General features: G+C 74.8%; 11 protein-coding genes. 8 read left to right on the top strand and 3 right to left on the bottom strand.

Annotated elements, in window-relative coordinates:
• The 3 genes from AC1DQC_RS08795 to AC1DQC_RS08785 all read left to right on the top strand — a co-directional run.
• Positions 1–719 (top strand): ATP-binding cassette domain-containing protein (locus AC1DQC_RS08795; RefSeq protein WP_477050849.1); only part of this gene is annotated, 719 nt, incomplete at its 5' end.
• A gap of 130 nt (positions 720–849) precedes the next feature.
• Positions 850–2,217 carry an MFS transporter gene (locus AC1DQC_RS08790; protein WP_477050848.1) on the top strand — a complete coding sequence of 456 codons (1,368 nt, stop codon included), beginning with the start codon at positions 850–852 and terminating at the stop codon, positions 2,215–2,217.
• A 2-nt stretch (positions 2,218–2,219) separates the two neighbouring features.
• On the top strand, positions 2,220–6,368 hold the full coding sequence (locus AC1DQC_RS08785; protein WP_477050847.1) for a molybdopterin-dependent oxidoreductase: 4,149 nt from the start codon (positions 2,220–2,222) through the stop codon (positions 6,366–6,368).
• Between the two features lies 1 nt (position 6,369).
• On the opposite strand, the gene AC1DQC_RS08780 is transcribed toward AC1DQC_RS08785, so the two are convergent.
• The 3 genes from AC1DQC_RS08780 to AC1DQC_RS08770 all read right to left on the bottom strand — a co-directional run bounded on the left by AC1DQC_RS08780 (position 6,370) and on the right by AC1DQC_RS08770 (position 9,035).
• Entirely contained in the window at positions 6,370–7,896 is a 1,527-nt protein-coding gene (locus AC1DQC_RS08780) for a molybdopterin-dependent oxidoreductase (protein WP_477050846.1), read from the bottom strand.
• A gap of 144 nt (positions 7,897–8,040) precedes the next feature.
• Entirely contained in the window at positions 8,041–8,487 is a 447-nt protein-coding gene (locus AC1DQC_RS08775) for an HIT family protein (RefSeq protein ID WP_477050845.1), read from the bottom strand.
• Between the two features lie 14 nt (positions 8,488–8,501).
• Positions 8,502–9,035 (bottom strand): DUF1697 domain-containing protein, encoded by a 534-nt coding sequence (locus AC1DQC_RS08770; RefSeq protein ID WP_477050844.1) that lies wholly within the window; start codon positions 9,033–9,035, stop codon positions 8,502–8,504.
• 135 nt (positions 9,036–9,170) lie between these two features.
• On the opposite strand from AC1DQC_RS08770, the gene nirB reads away from it, so the two are divergent.
• The 5 genes from nirB to AC1DQC_RS08745 are packed head-to-tail and all read left to right on the top strand — an operon-like array spanning position 9,171 to position 15,238.
• Positions 9,171–11,753 (top strand): nitrite reductase large subunit NirB, encoded by a 2,583-nt coding sequence (nirB, locus tag AC1DQC_RS08765; protein WP_477050843.1) that lies wholly within the window; start codon positions 9,171–9,173, stop codon positions 11,751–11,753.
• Complete coding sequence (gene nirD, locus AC1DQC_RS08760) at positions 11,750–12,124, top strand: nitrite reductase small subunit NirD (protein WP_477050842.1); 375 nt, start codon at positions 11,750–11,752, stop codon at positions 12,122–12,124. The genes nirB and nirD overlap by 4 nt, the downstream gene beginning before the upstream one ends.
• Positions 12,121–13,386: a uroporphyrinogen-III C-methyltransferase gene (cobA, locus tag AC1DQC_RS08755; RefSeq protein WP_477050841.1), complete on the top strand. Its 1,266-nt coding sequence runs from the start codon at positions 12,121–12,123 to the stop codon at positions 13,384–13,386. The genes nirD and cobA overlap by 4 nt, the downstream gene beginning before the upstream one ends.
• On the top strand, positions 13,383–14,501 hold the full coding sequence (locus AC1DQC_RS08750) for a uroporphyrinogen-III synthase (protein ID WP_477050840.1): 1,119 nt from the start codon (positions 13,383–13,385) through the stop codon (positions 14,499–14,501). Before cobA ends, AC1DQC_RS08750 begins: the two co-directional genes overlap by 4 nt.
• On the top strand, positions 14,498–15,238 hold the full coding sequence (locus tag AC1DQC_RS08745) for a sirohydrochlorin chelatase (protein ID WP_477050839.1): 741 nt from the start codon (positions 14,498–14,500) through the stop codon (positions 15,236–15,238). The genes AC1DQC_RS08750 and AC1DQC_RS08745 overlap by 4 nt, the downstream gene beginning before the upstream one ends.
• Positions 15,239–15,248: the final 10 nt, after the last annotated feature.

Here is a 15,248-nt window from a genome sequence, read left to right as displayed (position 1 = left end):
CCAGGGACGCCCGGCGCGCGGCCGACGGGTGGCTCGCGGCGGTCGGGCTMGGCGGGCTGGCCGACCGGCGGCCCGAGGAGCTGTCCGGGGGCCAGCGGCAGCGGGTCGCCCTCGCGCGGGCGCTCGCCGCGGAGCCGGACGTGCTGCTGCTCGACGAGCCGTTCGCACAGCTCGACGTGCGGACCGCGGCCGAGCTGCGCGAGCTCGTCCGCGACCAGGTGCGGCGCACGCGTACCGCGACCGTCCTGGTCACCCACGACGTGCTCGACGCCGTCACGCTCGCGGACCGGGTGGTGGTCCTGCACGACGGTCAGGTGGTCGAGCAGGGTCGGCCGCTCGACGTCCTCACCGACCCCGTGCACCCGTTCACGGCGGCGCTGGCGGGCGTCAACCTCGTCGTCGGCACGCTCGTGACCGGCGCGGGCGGCCGGACCGTCCTGGCCGGCCCGGACGGACTGCTCGTGCCGTGCGACGCCCCGCCGGGCGGTCGAGCCCAGCTGACCTTCCCGCCCGGCGCGGTGGTCGTCGGCGGCGACGGCGGCTGGACCTCACGCGTCGTCGACCTGGAGCCCGGCACCACCGGGGTGCGCCTGCGGACCACCGGCGACGTGCTCGTCGACGTCCCTCCGGCCCAGGTCGCGCTGCTCGGTCTGCACGTCGGCGCGACCGTCCGGCTCGCGGTCCCGACCGAGCTCGTGCGGGTGCGGCCGCTTCCCTGATCTCACAGGCCCCCGCGGCAACCGGTGCGCGAATGGATCCGAACGCGCAACCGGGCGGGCAGGTCGGTCGAAACATGCGCTCCCTAGCGTCGTCGTCGACACAGACCCGACCCGTCCTCCGGAGGTCCGCATGGCGACCCAGCTCGCGACAGGCACCGGCACTGCTCCCGTCCTCGACACCGCACCAGCGCCGCTCGTCCACCGGCCCGGCCGATGGATCGACGGCTGGAACCCGGAGGACGGTGGCCAGTGGGCCGCCGTCGGCCGGGTCATCGCCCGACGCAACCTCGGCCTGTCGGTGTTCGCCGAGTTCCTCGGGTTCGCCGTCTGGGCCTCGTGGAGCATCGTCGTCCCGCAGCTCCCCGCGGCGGGCTTCGTCCTCAGCGTCGACCAGATGTTCTGGCTCATCGCGGTCCCGTCGCTGGTCGGCGCCGCGCTCCGCATCCCCTACACGTTCGCGGTCCCGCTCTTCGGCGGCCGCAACTGGACGATCGTGTCCGCGCTGCTGCTCCTCGTGCCGACCGTCGGGCTCGCCATCGCCGTCCAGCACCCCGACATCGGCTTCGGCGTCCTGCTGGCCGTCGCCGCGCTCGCGGGCGTCGGCGGCGGCAACTTCGCCTCCTCGATGGCCAACATCTCGTTCTTCTACCCGGAGCGGGAGAAGGGCCGCGCGCTCGGCCTCAACGCGGCGGGCGGCAACCTGGGCACGGCCGCGGTGCAGTTCGCCGTGCCGCTCGTCATCGTGGGCGCCGCCGGCCTCGAGCTCGAGCGCGCCGGGCTGATGTTCGTGCCGCTCGTGCTGATCGCGGCGCTCCTGGCCTGGCGCTACATGGACAACCTGTCCAACGCCAAGTCGGACCCGCGCTCCTACGGGGTGGCCGCCCGCTCGCGGAACACCTGGATCATCTCGTTCATCTACATCGGCACCTTCGGCTCGTTCATCGGCTTCTCGGGCGCGTTCCCCACGCTGCTGAAGAACCAGTTCCCCGAGGTCACCCTCACCATCGCGTTCGCCGGGGCAGTGGTCGGCTCGATCGCCCGCCCGCTGGGCGGCATGCTGGCCGACACGCTGGGCGGCGCCCGCGTCACGGTCGTCGCGTTCGTCGTCATGGCCCTCGGCGTCGTGTGCGCGATCTTCGCCCTGCGGGCGCACGCGTTCTGGCCCTTCATCGTCTCGTTCCTCGTGCTGTTCGTCGCGACGGGTGCCGGCAACGGCTCGGTCTACCGGATGATCCCCGCCGTCTTCCGCTTCGGCACCACCGACGACGAGGACCGCGCCCGGCGCGCCAAGGCCGCCGCGGGCTGCCTCGGGATCGCCGGTGCGGTGGGGGCGTTCGGCGGGTTCCTCATCCCCCGCGGGTTCGCCGTCTCCACCTCGCTGACCGGGAACATCCAGGGCGCGCTCTGGGTGATCGTGGGCCTGTACCTGGTCATGGGCGCCACCACGTGGGCCGTCTACCAGCGCCGCTCCGGCGCCTACGGCACGACGGTCATCTGACCTTGACCACCACCACTCCCGCCCCGCAGGGGAGCACCACGTCGCTCGAGCAGGTGGCGACGGTGTGCTCCTACTGCGGCGTGGGGTGCGGGATCGTCCTCGACGTCGCGTGCGACGACGAGGGCCGACGCGTCGCGCGCGGCGCCCGGGGGGACAAGTCGCACCCGGCGAACGCCGGCCGGCTGTGCACCAAGGGTGCGACCAGCGCGGACATGCTCGCCGCGGGCGGCCGGGCGACGCACGCGCTCGTCCGCCCCGAGCGCGGTGCCGAGCCGGAGCGCGCGCCGCTCGACGAGACCATCGAGCTCGTCGCCCGGCGCCTGCGGGAGGTGGTCGACACGCACGGGCCCGACGCCTTCGCGCTCTACGTCTCGGGCCAGATGAGCCTCGAGGCCCAGTACCTGGCCAACAAGCTGGCCAAGGGCTACGTGCGCACGCAGTGGATCGAGTCGAACTCGCGCCTCTGCATGGCCAGCGCGGGGACGGGCTACAAGCTCTCGCTCGGTGCCGACGGGCCGCCCGGGTCGTACGACGACCTCGATCACGCGGACGTGTTCCTCGTCATCGGCGCGAACATGGCCGACTGCCACCCGGTCCTGTTCCTGCGGCTGCTCGACCGGGTCAAGGCGGGCGCGAAGCTCATCGTCGTCGACCCCCGGCGCACGGCCACGGCCGACAAGGCCGACCTGTTCCTCCAGGTGGCCCCGGGCACGGACATCGCGCTCCTCAACGGCCTGCTGCGGCTCGTCGTGGAGGCCGGCGGGCTCGACGAGGAGTTCGTCGCCGAGCACACCGAGGGCTGGGCGGACGTCGAGGCGATGCTCGAGGACTACCCGGCCGACGAGGTCGCGCGCCTCACGGGCCTGGCCGAGACCGACCTGCGCACGGCGGCGGCGATGCTGGCGGGCGCGGGGAGCTGGGTGTCCTGCTGGACCATGGGGCTCAACCAGTCGACGCACGGCACGTGGAACACGAACGCGCTGGTCAACCTGCACCTGGCGACCGGCGCCATCTGCCGCACGGGCTCGGGCCCGTTCTCGCTGACCGGTCAGCCCAACGCGATGGGCGGCCGCGAGATGGGCTACATGGGTCCGGGCCTGCCGGGGCAGCGCACCGTGCTCGACGAGGACGACCGCGCCGTCGTCGAGGGCGTGTGGGGCCTGGACCCCGGGACGCTGCGCGCCGACTTCACGGGCCGAGGCACGGTCGACATGTTCGAGCGCATGGCTGCCGGCGAGATCAAGGCGTGCTGGGTCGTCTGCACCAACCCGGTCGCCTCCGTCGGGAACCGGCGCACCGTGATCGAGGGGCTCGAGCGGGCGGAGCTCGTGGTGACGCAGGACGCGTTCGCGGACACCGAGACGAACGCGTACGCCGACGTGGTGCTGCCCGGCGCGCTGTGGTCGGAGTCCGACGGGGTGATGATCAACTCCGAGCGGAACCTCACGCTCGCGCGCGCGGCCCTGCGACCGCCGGGCGACGCCCTGCCGGACTGGCAGCTCATCGCGCGCGTCGCGACCGCGATGGGGTACGACGGCTTCGACTTCGCCTCGTCCGAGGAGGTGTTCGAGGAGCTGCGCGCCTTCGCCAACCCCCGCACCGGCTACGACCTGCGGGGCGTCACCTACGACCGCCTGCGCGCCGGGTCGGTGCAGTGGCCGGCCGCCCCCGACGGGCCGCGCCGCAACCCCGTCCGCTACCTCAACGACGGCGTCAGCCAGCAGCTGCTCGAGCGCCCGGACGGCACGCGCCCGCGCCTGGCGTTCCCCACACCGTCGGGCCGGGCGCGGTTCCTCGCCCGTCCGCACCTGCCCGCCGCCGAGCTCCCCGACGACGACTTCCCGTTCGTGCTCAACACCGGGCGCGTGCAGCACCAGTGGCACACCATGACGAAGACGGGCAAGGTCGCCAAGCTGAACAAGCTCGCGCCGGGCCCGTTCGTCGAGATGCACCCGTCCGACGCGGCGGCGCTGGGGCTGGTCGACGGTGCGTCCGTCGAGGTCGCGTCACGCCGGGGCCGCGCCGTGCTGCCCGTCGCGGTGACCGACCGGGTGCTGCCTGGCGCCCTGTTCGCGCCGTTCCACTGGAACGACCTGTTCGGCGAGTACCTCGCCGTCAACGCCGTGACCAGCGACGCGGTCGACCCGCTCTCGTTCCAGCCCGAGCTCAAGGTGTGCGCGGTGGCGCTCACGCCGGTCGCGTCGCCGGCCGCCGATCCCGAGCCGCCGGCCGTCGAACCCGCGCCCCGCGACGACCTCACGCCGGGCGCGCGGGCGATCCGCGCGCTGGGTGCGACGCTCGGGCTCGACGCGTCGGAGGCTCCCGTGCTCGGCGAACGCGAGCGTCGCTACCTCGCGGGCTTCCTCGCCGGGCTCGGCGGGGGAGAGCCGGGTACGCCGGTGCTGCCGTCGACCGCGCCGCTGGACGCCGACCACGCGCTGTGGGTGGACGGGCTGCTCGCGGGGCTGTTCTCGCGGACGCCCCCGGAGGGCGGTGCGGCCGCCGCCGGACGTGCAGGCTCCGACGCGGCCACCGCCGTGCGCCAGGTGGTCGTGCTGTGGGCGTCCCAGACCGGCTCGGCCGAGGACCTGGCAGCGGCCGTGGCCGAGCGGCTCGTGGGCGTCGGTCTCGCGCCGCGAGTCGTCGCGATGGACGACTGCCTCCCCGCGGACCTGCCGACGGGGGCCGACCTCGTCGTGGTGACCAGCACGTTCGGCGACGGGGACGCGCCCGACAACGGCAGCGCGTTCTGGGAGGCCGTGGCGGCCGTCGACGCGCGCCGGCTCGACGGGTCGCGGTTCGCGGTGCTGGCGCTGGGCGACTCGAGCTACGACCGGTTCTGCGGGCACGGGCGCCGGCTCGACCACCGGCTCGAGGAGCTGGGCGCGACGCGGCTGGTCGAGCGCGTCGACTGCGAGCCCGGCGAGGACGACCGGGCGCGCGCGTGGATCGAGGCGGTCGCCACGGCGCTCGGTGGCTCACGGGGCGCCGAGCCCGTCCCGGTCGTCGCGACCCCGGACGTCCCTGCCGACGCGACCCGCCGGCACCCCGGCCTGGCACGGGTCGTCGGGAACCGTCTGCTGTCGCTGCCGGGCTCCAGCAAGGAGGTCCGCGAGATCGTCCTCGACGTCGCCGACAGCCCGCGTGCGGTCTCCTACCGCGCCGGCGACGCGATCGCCGTCCGGCCCACCAACTCGACGGCCCTCGTCGACGAGTGGCTCGCGGTCACCGGCTGGGATCCCGACCAGGTGGTCGACGTCGGCGGGAGCCCGTGGCCGCTGCGCTCGGCGCTGACCACGGAGCTCGACGTCAGCCGCGTCTCGACCGACCTGCTGGCGCTCGTCGCGGATCGGTCCGGGAGCAGCGAGCTGCGCCAGCTGCTGCGGCCCGGCAACGCGAGCGACCTCGCCCGCTGGACGTGGTGCCGGCAGGCGGTGGACGTCGTCGCCGAGCTGGCCCCCGACGTGCCGGCGGCGGACCTGGTCGGCGTGCTGCGTCGCCTCGCGCCGCGGCAGTACTCGATCTCGTCGAGCGCGCGCGTCTCGCCGGACACGATCGCGCTCACCATGTCCGTCGTCCGGTACGCCTCGCCGTCGGGTGCCGCGCGCGGCGGCATGTGCTCGACGTTCCTCGCCGACGCGCCCCTCGGGACCGTCGTGCCGGTGCACGTGCAGCCCACGTCGCACTTCCGGCCCCCGGCCCCCGACGTCCCGGCGATCATGGTCGGACCGGGGACGGGCGTGGCCCCGTTCGTCGGCTTCCTGGCCGACCGCGCGGCCGCGGGGCACACGGGCCGCAACTGGCTCTTCTTCGGCGAGCAGCACCAGGCGACCGACTTCTACTACCGCGAGGAGTTGTCGCGGATGCTCTCCGAGGGCACGCTCGACCGGCTCGCCACGGCCTTCTCGCGGGACCAGCGCGCCAAGGTCTACGTGCAGGACCGGATGCGCGAGCACGGCGCGCGCCTGTGGGAGTGGCTCGAGCAGGGCGCGTCGTTCTTCGTGTGCGGCGACGCCTCGCGGATGGCGAAGGACGTCGACGCCGCGCTGCGCGAGATCGTCGCGACGCACGGCGGGCTCAGCGCCGACGCCGCGGCCGCCTACGTGAAGGACCTCAGCGCGAGGCGGCGCTACGTGCGGGACGTGTACTGAGTCAGGTGACCGACACGCGGACGGTGTCGTAGCCGGTGGCGCCGTCGGGGATGACGTCGGCGGGCGTGCCCGTCTGGGGGCCGACCGGGTCCGACGCACGGACGAACAGGTCGTGCTGGCCGGCCTCGGCCTGCCACGTCCATGACCACTGCCGCCACGAGTCGATCCCGCCGTCGTCGGCGAGCGTCGCGTCGTTCCACGGCCCGTCGTCCACCCGGACCTGCACGCCCGTGATCCCGCGGTGCTGCGCCCACGCGGTGCCGGCCACGACGACCGGGCCGGCGGGCACCGACCCGCCGCTGGGCACCTCGATGCGGGACTGGGTCTTGACCGGGCCCTCGGGGGACCAGCCGCGGTCCGTCCAGTAGGACGTGGCGTCGGCGAACCGGGTGACCGTCAGCTCCGTCACCCACTTCGTCGCCGAGACGTACCCATACAGGCCCGGGACCACCATGCGCACCGGGAAGCCGTGCTCGACGGGGAGCGGCTCGCCGTCCATCGCGATCGCCAGCAGGGCGTTGCGGCCGTCGGTGAGGGCCGCGAGCGGCGTCGACGCCGTGAACCCGTCGACGCTGCGGGACAGCACCATGTCGGCGTCGCCGGTCGGCTTGGCGCGCGCGAGCACCTCACGGATGGGCAGGCCGAGCCACTTCTGGTTGCCGACGAGGTCGCCGCCCACCGGGTTGGAGACGCACGCGAGCGTCACCCAGGCCTCGACCAGGTCGGAGGCCAGCAGCTCGTCCCACGTGAGCGTGACCTCCTGCTCGACCATGCCGTGCACCCGCAGGCTCCACGTGCTCGGGTCCACCTGCGGCACCACGAGCGCGGTGTCGATCCGGTAGAACTCGTCGGCGGGCGTCTGCCACGGCCCCACGCCGTCCACGCCGACGTCGACACCCGCCGGGACCGGTGCCGCCGTCGTGCTCGGCCGCGGGATCGTGATCGCCGCGCGCGCCGCCTGGGCGCCGCGCGCACCCGCGCCGACCGCTCGGCCGATCACCACGCCGACCACCCCGAGCGCGCCGGCCGCGGCCGTGGCCTGCAGGAACGCACGACGCTCGGCGCCGACGGGCCGCGGTCGCTGCCCGGGCGCGCCGGGCAGTCGCCGCACCAGGGCGCGCAGGGTCATCAGGCCGGCGATCGCTCCGGCGACGCTCGGCAGCGCGGCCAGCGCTCCCGCGTCGGGCCGTCCCATCGCCGCGAGGCCGGCGGCAGCCCCCAGGACGACGACCAGCGTCGCGCCCCACGCCCACCGGCGCGCGGCGAGCACGCCGGCCAGCGCCGCGAGCGCGAGCAGGACCACCACCTCGCCGATGCCGAGCACGAGCTTGTCCGCGGTGCCGAACGTCGAGGCCGCGAAGTCCTTGAGCCAGGCGGGCGTGGCGTCGACGAACGCGGACCCGACGGCCACGAGGGGGTCGGACGTCGGGCCGGTCACCAGCGCGACGAGTGCCCCGACGCCGAGCGTGACCGCCCCCGCGGCCAGCCCCGCGAGCGCGGCGAGCCCGGTGTCTCGACGTGCTGCCATCGCTGCCTGCCTCCCGTGGTGACTGCTGGTCAGACTCTGCACTGCCGACGGCCCGATGTCGTCACCCATCCTCCGCGCGCCACCTGTGCATCTCTCGCAGGCACAACACCGACGCACGCGGCACCGATGCCGCGCCCCAGGTGGTCAGAGGGTCGCGGAGCTGAGCGACGAGGGGACGTGGTCGCCGTGGCCCTGGTCGACCAAGGTGGCGCGGACCCGTTCCGCCGCCGCGTCGAGGTCCGCTGCGGGCACGTCGGTGCGGGCGTTGCGGAACGACAGGCTGGCCTCGTCCCACGCGGGCAGCACGTGCAGGTGCAGGTGGGGGACCTCGAAGCCGGCCACCAGCAGCGCGGCGCGCGGCGCCGACCACGCCTGCTGCTGGGCCCGGCCGATCGTCTTCGCGACGGCGACCAGGTGGGCCAGCACGTCGTCGGGCGCGTCGGTGAGCTGCTCGATCTCCGCGCGCGGGACCACGAGCACGTGCCCGTCGGTGATGGGGGCGATCGTGCCGAAGGCCACGGCGACGTCGTCGGCCCACACGAACCGGCCGGGGATCTCGCCGTCGATGATCTTGGTGAACAGGGTGCTCATGGCGCCCACGCTAGTCAGGCGCGCTCGCGGGCGAGCCGCTGCAGCGCGAGCACCGTGTTCCAGTTCCGCGCCGTGCCCGAGCGGCCGACCGACTTCTCGATGAGGGGGAGCGTGAGCTTCGAGCGGCCGATGCCGTCGGGGAAGTAGGCGTACATCTCGTGGCCGGCGAAGGCGACCTTCTCGTTGCCGTAGGGCGCCGGGTCGAACGACGTGTCCGTCGGCGCGCCGTCCCAGCAGTACAGGACCAGGTGCGACGGGTCGGACGCGGCCTCGTCGGGGAACGGCAGCCGGTCCACGATCGCGTCCCACTGGGGGAGCGTGCGGGTCAGCACGGGCACGTCGAAGCCGAGCTCGTCGGACAGCGCGGCCGACAGGCCCGGGCCGACGCCGGCGACCGGCCCCGACGGCACCAGGACGAGGTTCCCGCTGTTCACATAGGTGGCGACCTCGGTGTGGCCGAGACCCTCGGCGGCGGCGCGCAGCTGGGCGGCCTTGATGGTGCGGCCGCCGACGTTGGCGGCCCGCAGCAGGGCGATCACGGGACTCATGCCCTCACTCTCACACCGGGCACCCACGCCGTGTGCGGGAAAGGTTCCTCCGAGGTAACGGAGCAGCACCCCCGGCGGAAACACGCCGTTCCTAGCGTGGGAGGCGCCCCCGGACCCCAGCCAGACGGAGCTCCCATGAACCAGCACCTCGTCGTCGTCGGCGGCGGCATGGTCGCGCAGCGGCTGGTCGAGGCGATGCGCGACCGCGACGCGGCCGGTGCGTGGCGCATCACGGTCCTGGCCGAGGAGCCGCGCCGGCCGTACGACCGCGTCGCGCTCACCAGCTACTTCTCGGGTCGCGACGCCGACGACCTCGCGCTCGGTGACCCCGAGCTCTGGTCCGACCCGCTGGTGACGCTGGTCCGCGACGACGCCGTGACGCAGATCGACCGGGAGGCCAAGACCGTCACGACGTCGCGGGGCCGGGTGGAGCACTACGACCACCTGGTGCTCGCGACCGGCTCGTCCGCGTGGGTGCCGCCGCTCGAGGGCGCCGACCTGCCGGGCGTGTTCGTGTACCGCACGGTCGACGACGTCGCCGCCCTGCGCGGCTACGTGGAGAAGCTGTCCGAGGACCGCGTGGTCAAGGGAGCCGTCCTCGGCGGCGGCCTGCTCGGGCTCGAGGCGGCCGGGGCGCTGCAGGCGCTCGGCGCGCGCACGACGGTCCTGCAGGTGGGCACCCACCTCATGTCGGCGCAGGTCGACCTCGGCGGCGGCGAGGCGCTGCGCCGGCTCATCAACCAGCTGGGCGTCGGGGTGCGGCTCAACGCGATGACCACCCGGATCCGCCCCCACCGCCGCGGCGGCGTGGGCCGCCTGGAGCTCGCCGACGGCGGCCGCGTCGACGCGGACGTCGTCGTGATCGCCGCGGGTGTCCGTCCGCGCGACGAGCTCGGCCGTTCCTCGGGGTTGACGATCGGCGAGCGAGGCGGCGTCGTCGTCGACGACACGTGCCTGACCAGCGACCCGGACATCTCCGCGGTCGGCGAGGTCGCCTGCATCCAGGGCGCTTGCATCGGGCTCGTCGCCCCCGGCTACGCCATGGCCGAGATCACCGCCGACCGGCTGCTCGGCGGAACCTCGGAGTTCCCCGGCGCCGACACGGCGACCAAGCTCAAGCTCTCGGGCGTCGACGTGGCCAGCTTCGGGGACGCGTTCGGCGAGACGCCCGGAGCGCTCGAGATCGTCTGGGCGGACCCGGTCGGCGGCGTCTACAAGAAGCTCGTCATGTCCGACGACGCCCGCACGCTGCTCGGCGGCGTGCTCGTGGGCGATGCCAGCGCCTACGCGAGCCTGCGCCCGATGCTCGGCCGCGAGCTCCCCGGCGACCCGGCCGCCTACCTGCTGCCCGAGGGTGGCGGGGGAGCCCCCGACCTCGAGCTCCCCGACGACGCCGCCGTGTGCTCGTGCAACAACGTCTCGGCGGGCACCATCCGCGGCGCGGTCACCGACCACGCGTGCACGGACCTCGGCGCGGTCAAGGCGTGCACCAAGGCGGGCACCAGCTGCGGCTCGTGCCTCCCGCTGGTCAAGAAGCTGGTGACCACCGAGCTGGCCGCGCAGGGCATCGCCGTGAGCACCGCGCTCTGCGAGCACTTCGCGCTGAGCCGCGCGCAGCTGTACGACGCCGTCCGGGTCTCCGGCGTGTCGTCGTTCACGCAGGTCATCGAGCGGTTCGGCACCCGCGCCGAGGGTCGCGGCTGTGACATCTGCCGACCGACCGTCGCGTCGATCCTGGCGACGACCTCGCCGGCGCACGTCCTCGAGGGCGAGCGGGCCGCGCTGCAGGACACCAACGACCACGTGATGGCGAACCTGCAGAAGGACGGCTCGTACTCGGTGGTGCCGCGCATCGCCGGCGGTGAGGTCACGCCCGAGGGGCTCATCGCGATCGGGGCCGTGGCCAAGGACTTCGGGCTGTACACCAAGATCACCGGCGGCCAGCGGATCGACATGTTCGGCGCCCGCATCGACCAGCTCCCGCTCATCTGGCAGCGCCTGGTCGACGCCGGGTTCGAGTCCGGCCACGCCTACGGCAAGTCCCTGCGGACCGTGAAGTCGTGCGTCGGGTCGACGTGGTGCCGGTTCGGCGTGCAGGACTCGGTGGCGCTCGCGGTCATGCTCGAGCTGCGCTACCGCGGGCTGCGGTCGCCGCACAAGATCAAGCTCGGGGTCTCGGGGTGCGCGCGCGAGTGCGCCGAGGCCCGCGGCAAGGACGTCGGCGTCATTGCGACCGACAAGGGCTGGAACGTCTACGTGGGTGGCAACGGCGGCTTCACCCCGCGGCACGCGCAGCTGCTGGCCGAGGACCTCGACACCGAGACGCTGGTCCGCACCATCGACCGGTTTCTCCTGTACTACGTGCGCACCGCGGACCGGCTGCAGCGCACGGCTCCCTGGATCGAGGACGTCGAGGGCGGTCTCGACGGCGTCCGGGCGGTCGTCCTGCAGGACTCGCTGGGCATCGCGGCCGACCTCGACGCCCAGATGGCCCGGCACGTCGACGAGTACGAGGACGAGTGGCGGGCCACCCTCGAGGACCCGGAGAAGCTGCGCCGGTTCGCCAGCTTCGTCAACGCGCCCGACACCCCCGACCCGTCGCTCGCGTACGTGCCCGAGCGCGGCCAGTCGCGGCCGGCGACGGCGCAGGAGAAGGACGCGGCCCGGCGCGGCGAGCCCGTGCTCGTCGCCGGCACCACCCTGGAGGTCCGCTCATGACCCTGCTGGAGACGGCCGTGTGGACCACGGTGTGCCGGCTCGACGACCTCGCCCCCGAGCGGGGCGCGGCCGCCCTCGTCGACGGCGAGCAGGTGGCCTTGTTCCGGCTGCTCGACGGCCGCGTGCTGGCCGTCCAGCAGCACGACCCGTTCAGCGACGCGCACGTGATCTCGCGCGGCATCGTCGGCTCGCGGTCCGTCGAGGGAGACGAGGTACCGACGGTCGCCTCCCCGATGTACAAGCAGGTGTTCGACCTGACGACGGGCCGCTGCCTGGACGTGGCGGGCAAGGAGCCCGCCCGCGACCTCGCACCCGACCTGCGCACGTGGCCGGTACGGGTGGGCGACGGGATCGTGGAGGTCGGGCGATGACGACGATGCTCGGGCTCCAGCTGACGGGCCGCCGCGTGCTGGTCGTGGGCGGCGGACCGGTCGCCGCGCGCCGCGTGCAGGCGTTGCTCGCCGACGCCGCGCAGGTGGTCGTCGTGGCACCCCAGCTCTGCGAGGCGCTGCGCGACCTGCACCGGTGGGGTCTGCTCGAGTGGCACGCGCGCGAGGTCGAGGACAGCGACCTCGACGGTGCCTGGTTGGTGCACACCGCCACCGGCGACCGCGGCACCGACGCCGCGGTCGTCGGCTGGGCGCAGGCCCGCCACACGTTCTGCGTCGACGCCGGCGCCGGGACCGAGGGCTCCGCCCGCACGCCCGCCACCACACAGCACGGCGACGTGCTGGTCGGCGTCGTCTCCAGCGGTGCACCGGACCCCCGGCGCACGGTCGCCGTCCGGGACGCGCTCGCGGAGCACCTGCGCGAGGGGCGCGTCGACCTCCGGCACCGGCGGTCCCGCCAGGGGCGCGTCGTGCTCGTCGGCGGCGGCCCCGGCGACGTCGGGCTGCTCACGCTCGCGGGGCGCCGCGCGCTCGCCGAGGCGGACGTGGTGGTCACGGACCGGCTCGGGCCGGTCGCCGTGCTCGACGAGCTCGCGCCGGGCGTGGAGATCATCGACGTCGGCAAGACGCCCGGGCACCACCCCGTCCCGCAGCACGAGATCGGCCGGATCCTGGTGGAGCAGGCGCAGCGCGGTCGCACGGTCGTCCGGCTCAAGGGCGGCGACCCGTTCGTGTACGGGCGGGGCGGCGAGGAGGTGCTCGCCTGCCGGGAGTCCGGCGTGGACGTGACGGTCATCCCCGGGGTGAGCAGCGCGTTCGCCGCACCGGCGGCCGCTGGCATCCCGCTGACGCACYGCGGCACGGTCGGGGCGGTGCACGTGATGAACGGGCACGACGGCTGGTCGGCCGCCGCGCTCACCGGCCTGCGGGACGCCTCGTGCACCGTCGTCGTGCTCATGGGGGTCAGCGCGCTGGGGGAGCTGGCCGCCGAGGCGCTCGACGCCGGGGCCGACCCGGCCACGCCGGTCGCGCTGGTCGAGGAGGGCACGCTGCCCGGGCAGCGGGTCACGCGCGCCCGGCTGGACGACGTCGTGGACGTCGCGGCGGCGGCCGGCGTGAAGGCTCCGGCGGTGATCGTGCTGGGTGCCGTCGCGGCGGCCGGCCTGCTCGAGCCTGGTGACGCGGCTCACATCTCCGGGCCGCCCGACGCAACCGTCCCCGGGCCCGTCACAATGGCGCCGTGAGCGAACCCATCGACCAGACCCTCGCGGGCCTCGTCGTGCTCATCACCGCCGACCGCCGCTCCGCGGAGCTCGCCGCCGCCCTGGGCCGCCGCGGCGCGACCGTCCGGCACGCGCCCGCGCTCGGCATGGTCCCGCACACCGACGACGCCGCGCTGCTCGAGGGCACCCGCTCCCTGCTGGCGGCCCCGCCGGACACGGTCGTCGTGACCACGGGCATCGGTTTCCGCGGCTGGATCGAGGCCGCGGACGCGGCAGGCCTGGACGAGCCGCTCGTGGAGATGCTGCGGGGCACCCGCATCGTCGCCCGGGGCCCCAAGGCGCGCGGCGCGATCCAGGCCGCCGGCCTCACGGCGGACTGGGTGGCCGAGTCGGAGACGAGCGCGGAGATCGCCGAGGTGCTGCTCGACGAGGGGGTCGCGGGTCGGGACATCGCCGTGCAGCACCACGGGGCCGGMGCGGACGGCCTCGACGAGGCGTTCGCCGCCGCCGGCGCCCGCGTGCGCAGCCTGGTCGTCTACCGCTGGGGTCCGCCGCCGGACCCGCAGGTGGTCGCGGCGTCGGTCCGCGCGGTCGCCGCGGGGGAGGTCGACGCTGTCGTCTTCACCTCCGCACCGGGCGCTGCCGCGTGGCTGGCGGCCGCCGACGATGCCGGCGTCACGGACGACATCGTCGCCCTGGCCCGGCGCGGCAGCGTCGTGATGGCGGCGGTCGGTCCGATCACCGCCAAGCCCTTGCTGGAACGCGGGATCGCCCCGCTCGTGCCCGACCGCGGGCGGCTGGGGTCGCTGGTCCGGGCGCTGGTCGGGCACTACGGCGGGCTGCAGGCGCTGCAGACCGTCGCCGGGCCCTTGCAGGTCCATCGCGGCACCGCCGTGCTCGACGGACACGTGCTCGCGCTGACCCCGACGGGCCTCGAGGTGCTCCGGCTGCTCGCCGCGGCCGGGGGCGCCGTCGTCCCGCGCGACCAGGTCCTCGCCGCGCTGCCCGGCGACTCGCGCGACCCGCACGCCGCCGAGGTCGCGATCGCGCGCCTGCGGGAAGCCACGGGTAGTCGGGTGCTCATCCGGACGGTGGTGAAGAGGGGATACCGTCTCCAGCTGGAGGAGGTCGGATGACGAACGCCCTGCACGCACGCGGCCCGGTCCCGGAGCGCCCTCGGACGGACCTCGACGGGCCTGTGCTCGTCGGCTGCTCCCACGGCACGGACGACCCGGACGGCCGCGCGGCCGTYCGGTCGATCCTCACCGGCGTCGCCGCCGCCCGACCCGACCTCGACGTGCGCGAGGCGTTCGTCGACGTGCAGCAGCCCGAGGTCGCCGACGTCGTCGCGCACGCGCTCGACGGCGACGCCTCGGCGGCGGTGGTCGTGCCGCTGCTGCTGTCCGTCGGCTTCCACGTCAAGGTCGACATCGCCCAGGCGGTCGACCAGCCCGGCGCCACGGCGGCATCCCCGCTGGGTCCCGACCCGCTCCTGGTCGACATCCTGGTGGACCGGCTGGAGGAGGCCGGGCTCGCCGACGACGACTCCGTGGTCCTGGCCGCCGCCGGGTCGACCGACCCCGCCGCCGCGCTGGCGGTCGAGTCCGTCGCCGCGGGCCTCGCCGACCGGTTGGTGCAGCCCGTGACCATCGGGTACGGCGCGGGCGCCGAGCCCCGCGTCCCCGCCGCGGTCGAGGCGGCGCGCGCGGACCTGCCCCCCGGCGGACGCGTGGTCGTCGCCTCCTACCTCCTGGCGCCCGGGTACTTCTATGACCGGGTGCTCGAGGCCGGTGCCGACGTCGTCGCCGCGCCGCTCGCGCCGGACGACCGGCTCGTGCAGATCGTGCTCGACCGCTACGACGCCGCGACCTGAGACAACGCTT

The organism is Cellulomonas sp. P4_H12 (assembly GCF_056400905.1).
This window is presented reverse-complemented; position numbering and strand designations above follow the sequence as displayed.

Bases quoted from the DNA above. Each gene is read 5' to 3' on its own strand.
- AC1DQC_RS08775 (WP_477050845.1), bottom strand. From the start codon at position 8,487: ATGAGCACCCTGTTCACCAAGATCATCGACGGCGAGATCCCCGGCCGG.
- AC1DQC_RS08790 (WP_477050848.1), top strand. From the start codon at position 850: ATGGCGACCCAGCTCGCGACAGGCACCGGCACTGCTCCCGTCCTCGAC.
- AC1DQC_RS08780 (WP_477050846.1), bottom strand. From the start codon at position 7,896: ATGGCAGCACGTCGAGACACCGGGCTCGCCGCGCTCGCGGGGCTGGCC.
- nirD (WP_477050842.1), top strand. From the start codon at position 11,750: ATGACCCTGCTGGAGACGGCCGTGTGGACCACGGTGTGCCGGCTCGAC.
- nirB (WP_477050843.1), top strand. From the start codon at position 9,171: ATGAACCAGCACCTCGTCGTCGTCGGCGGCGGCATGGTCGCGCAGCGG.
- AC1DQC_RS08770 (WP_477050844.1), bottom strand. From the start codon at position 9,035: ATGAGTCCCGTGATCGCCCTGCTGCGGGCCGCCAACGTCGGCGGCCGC.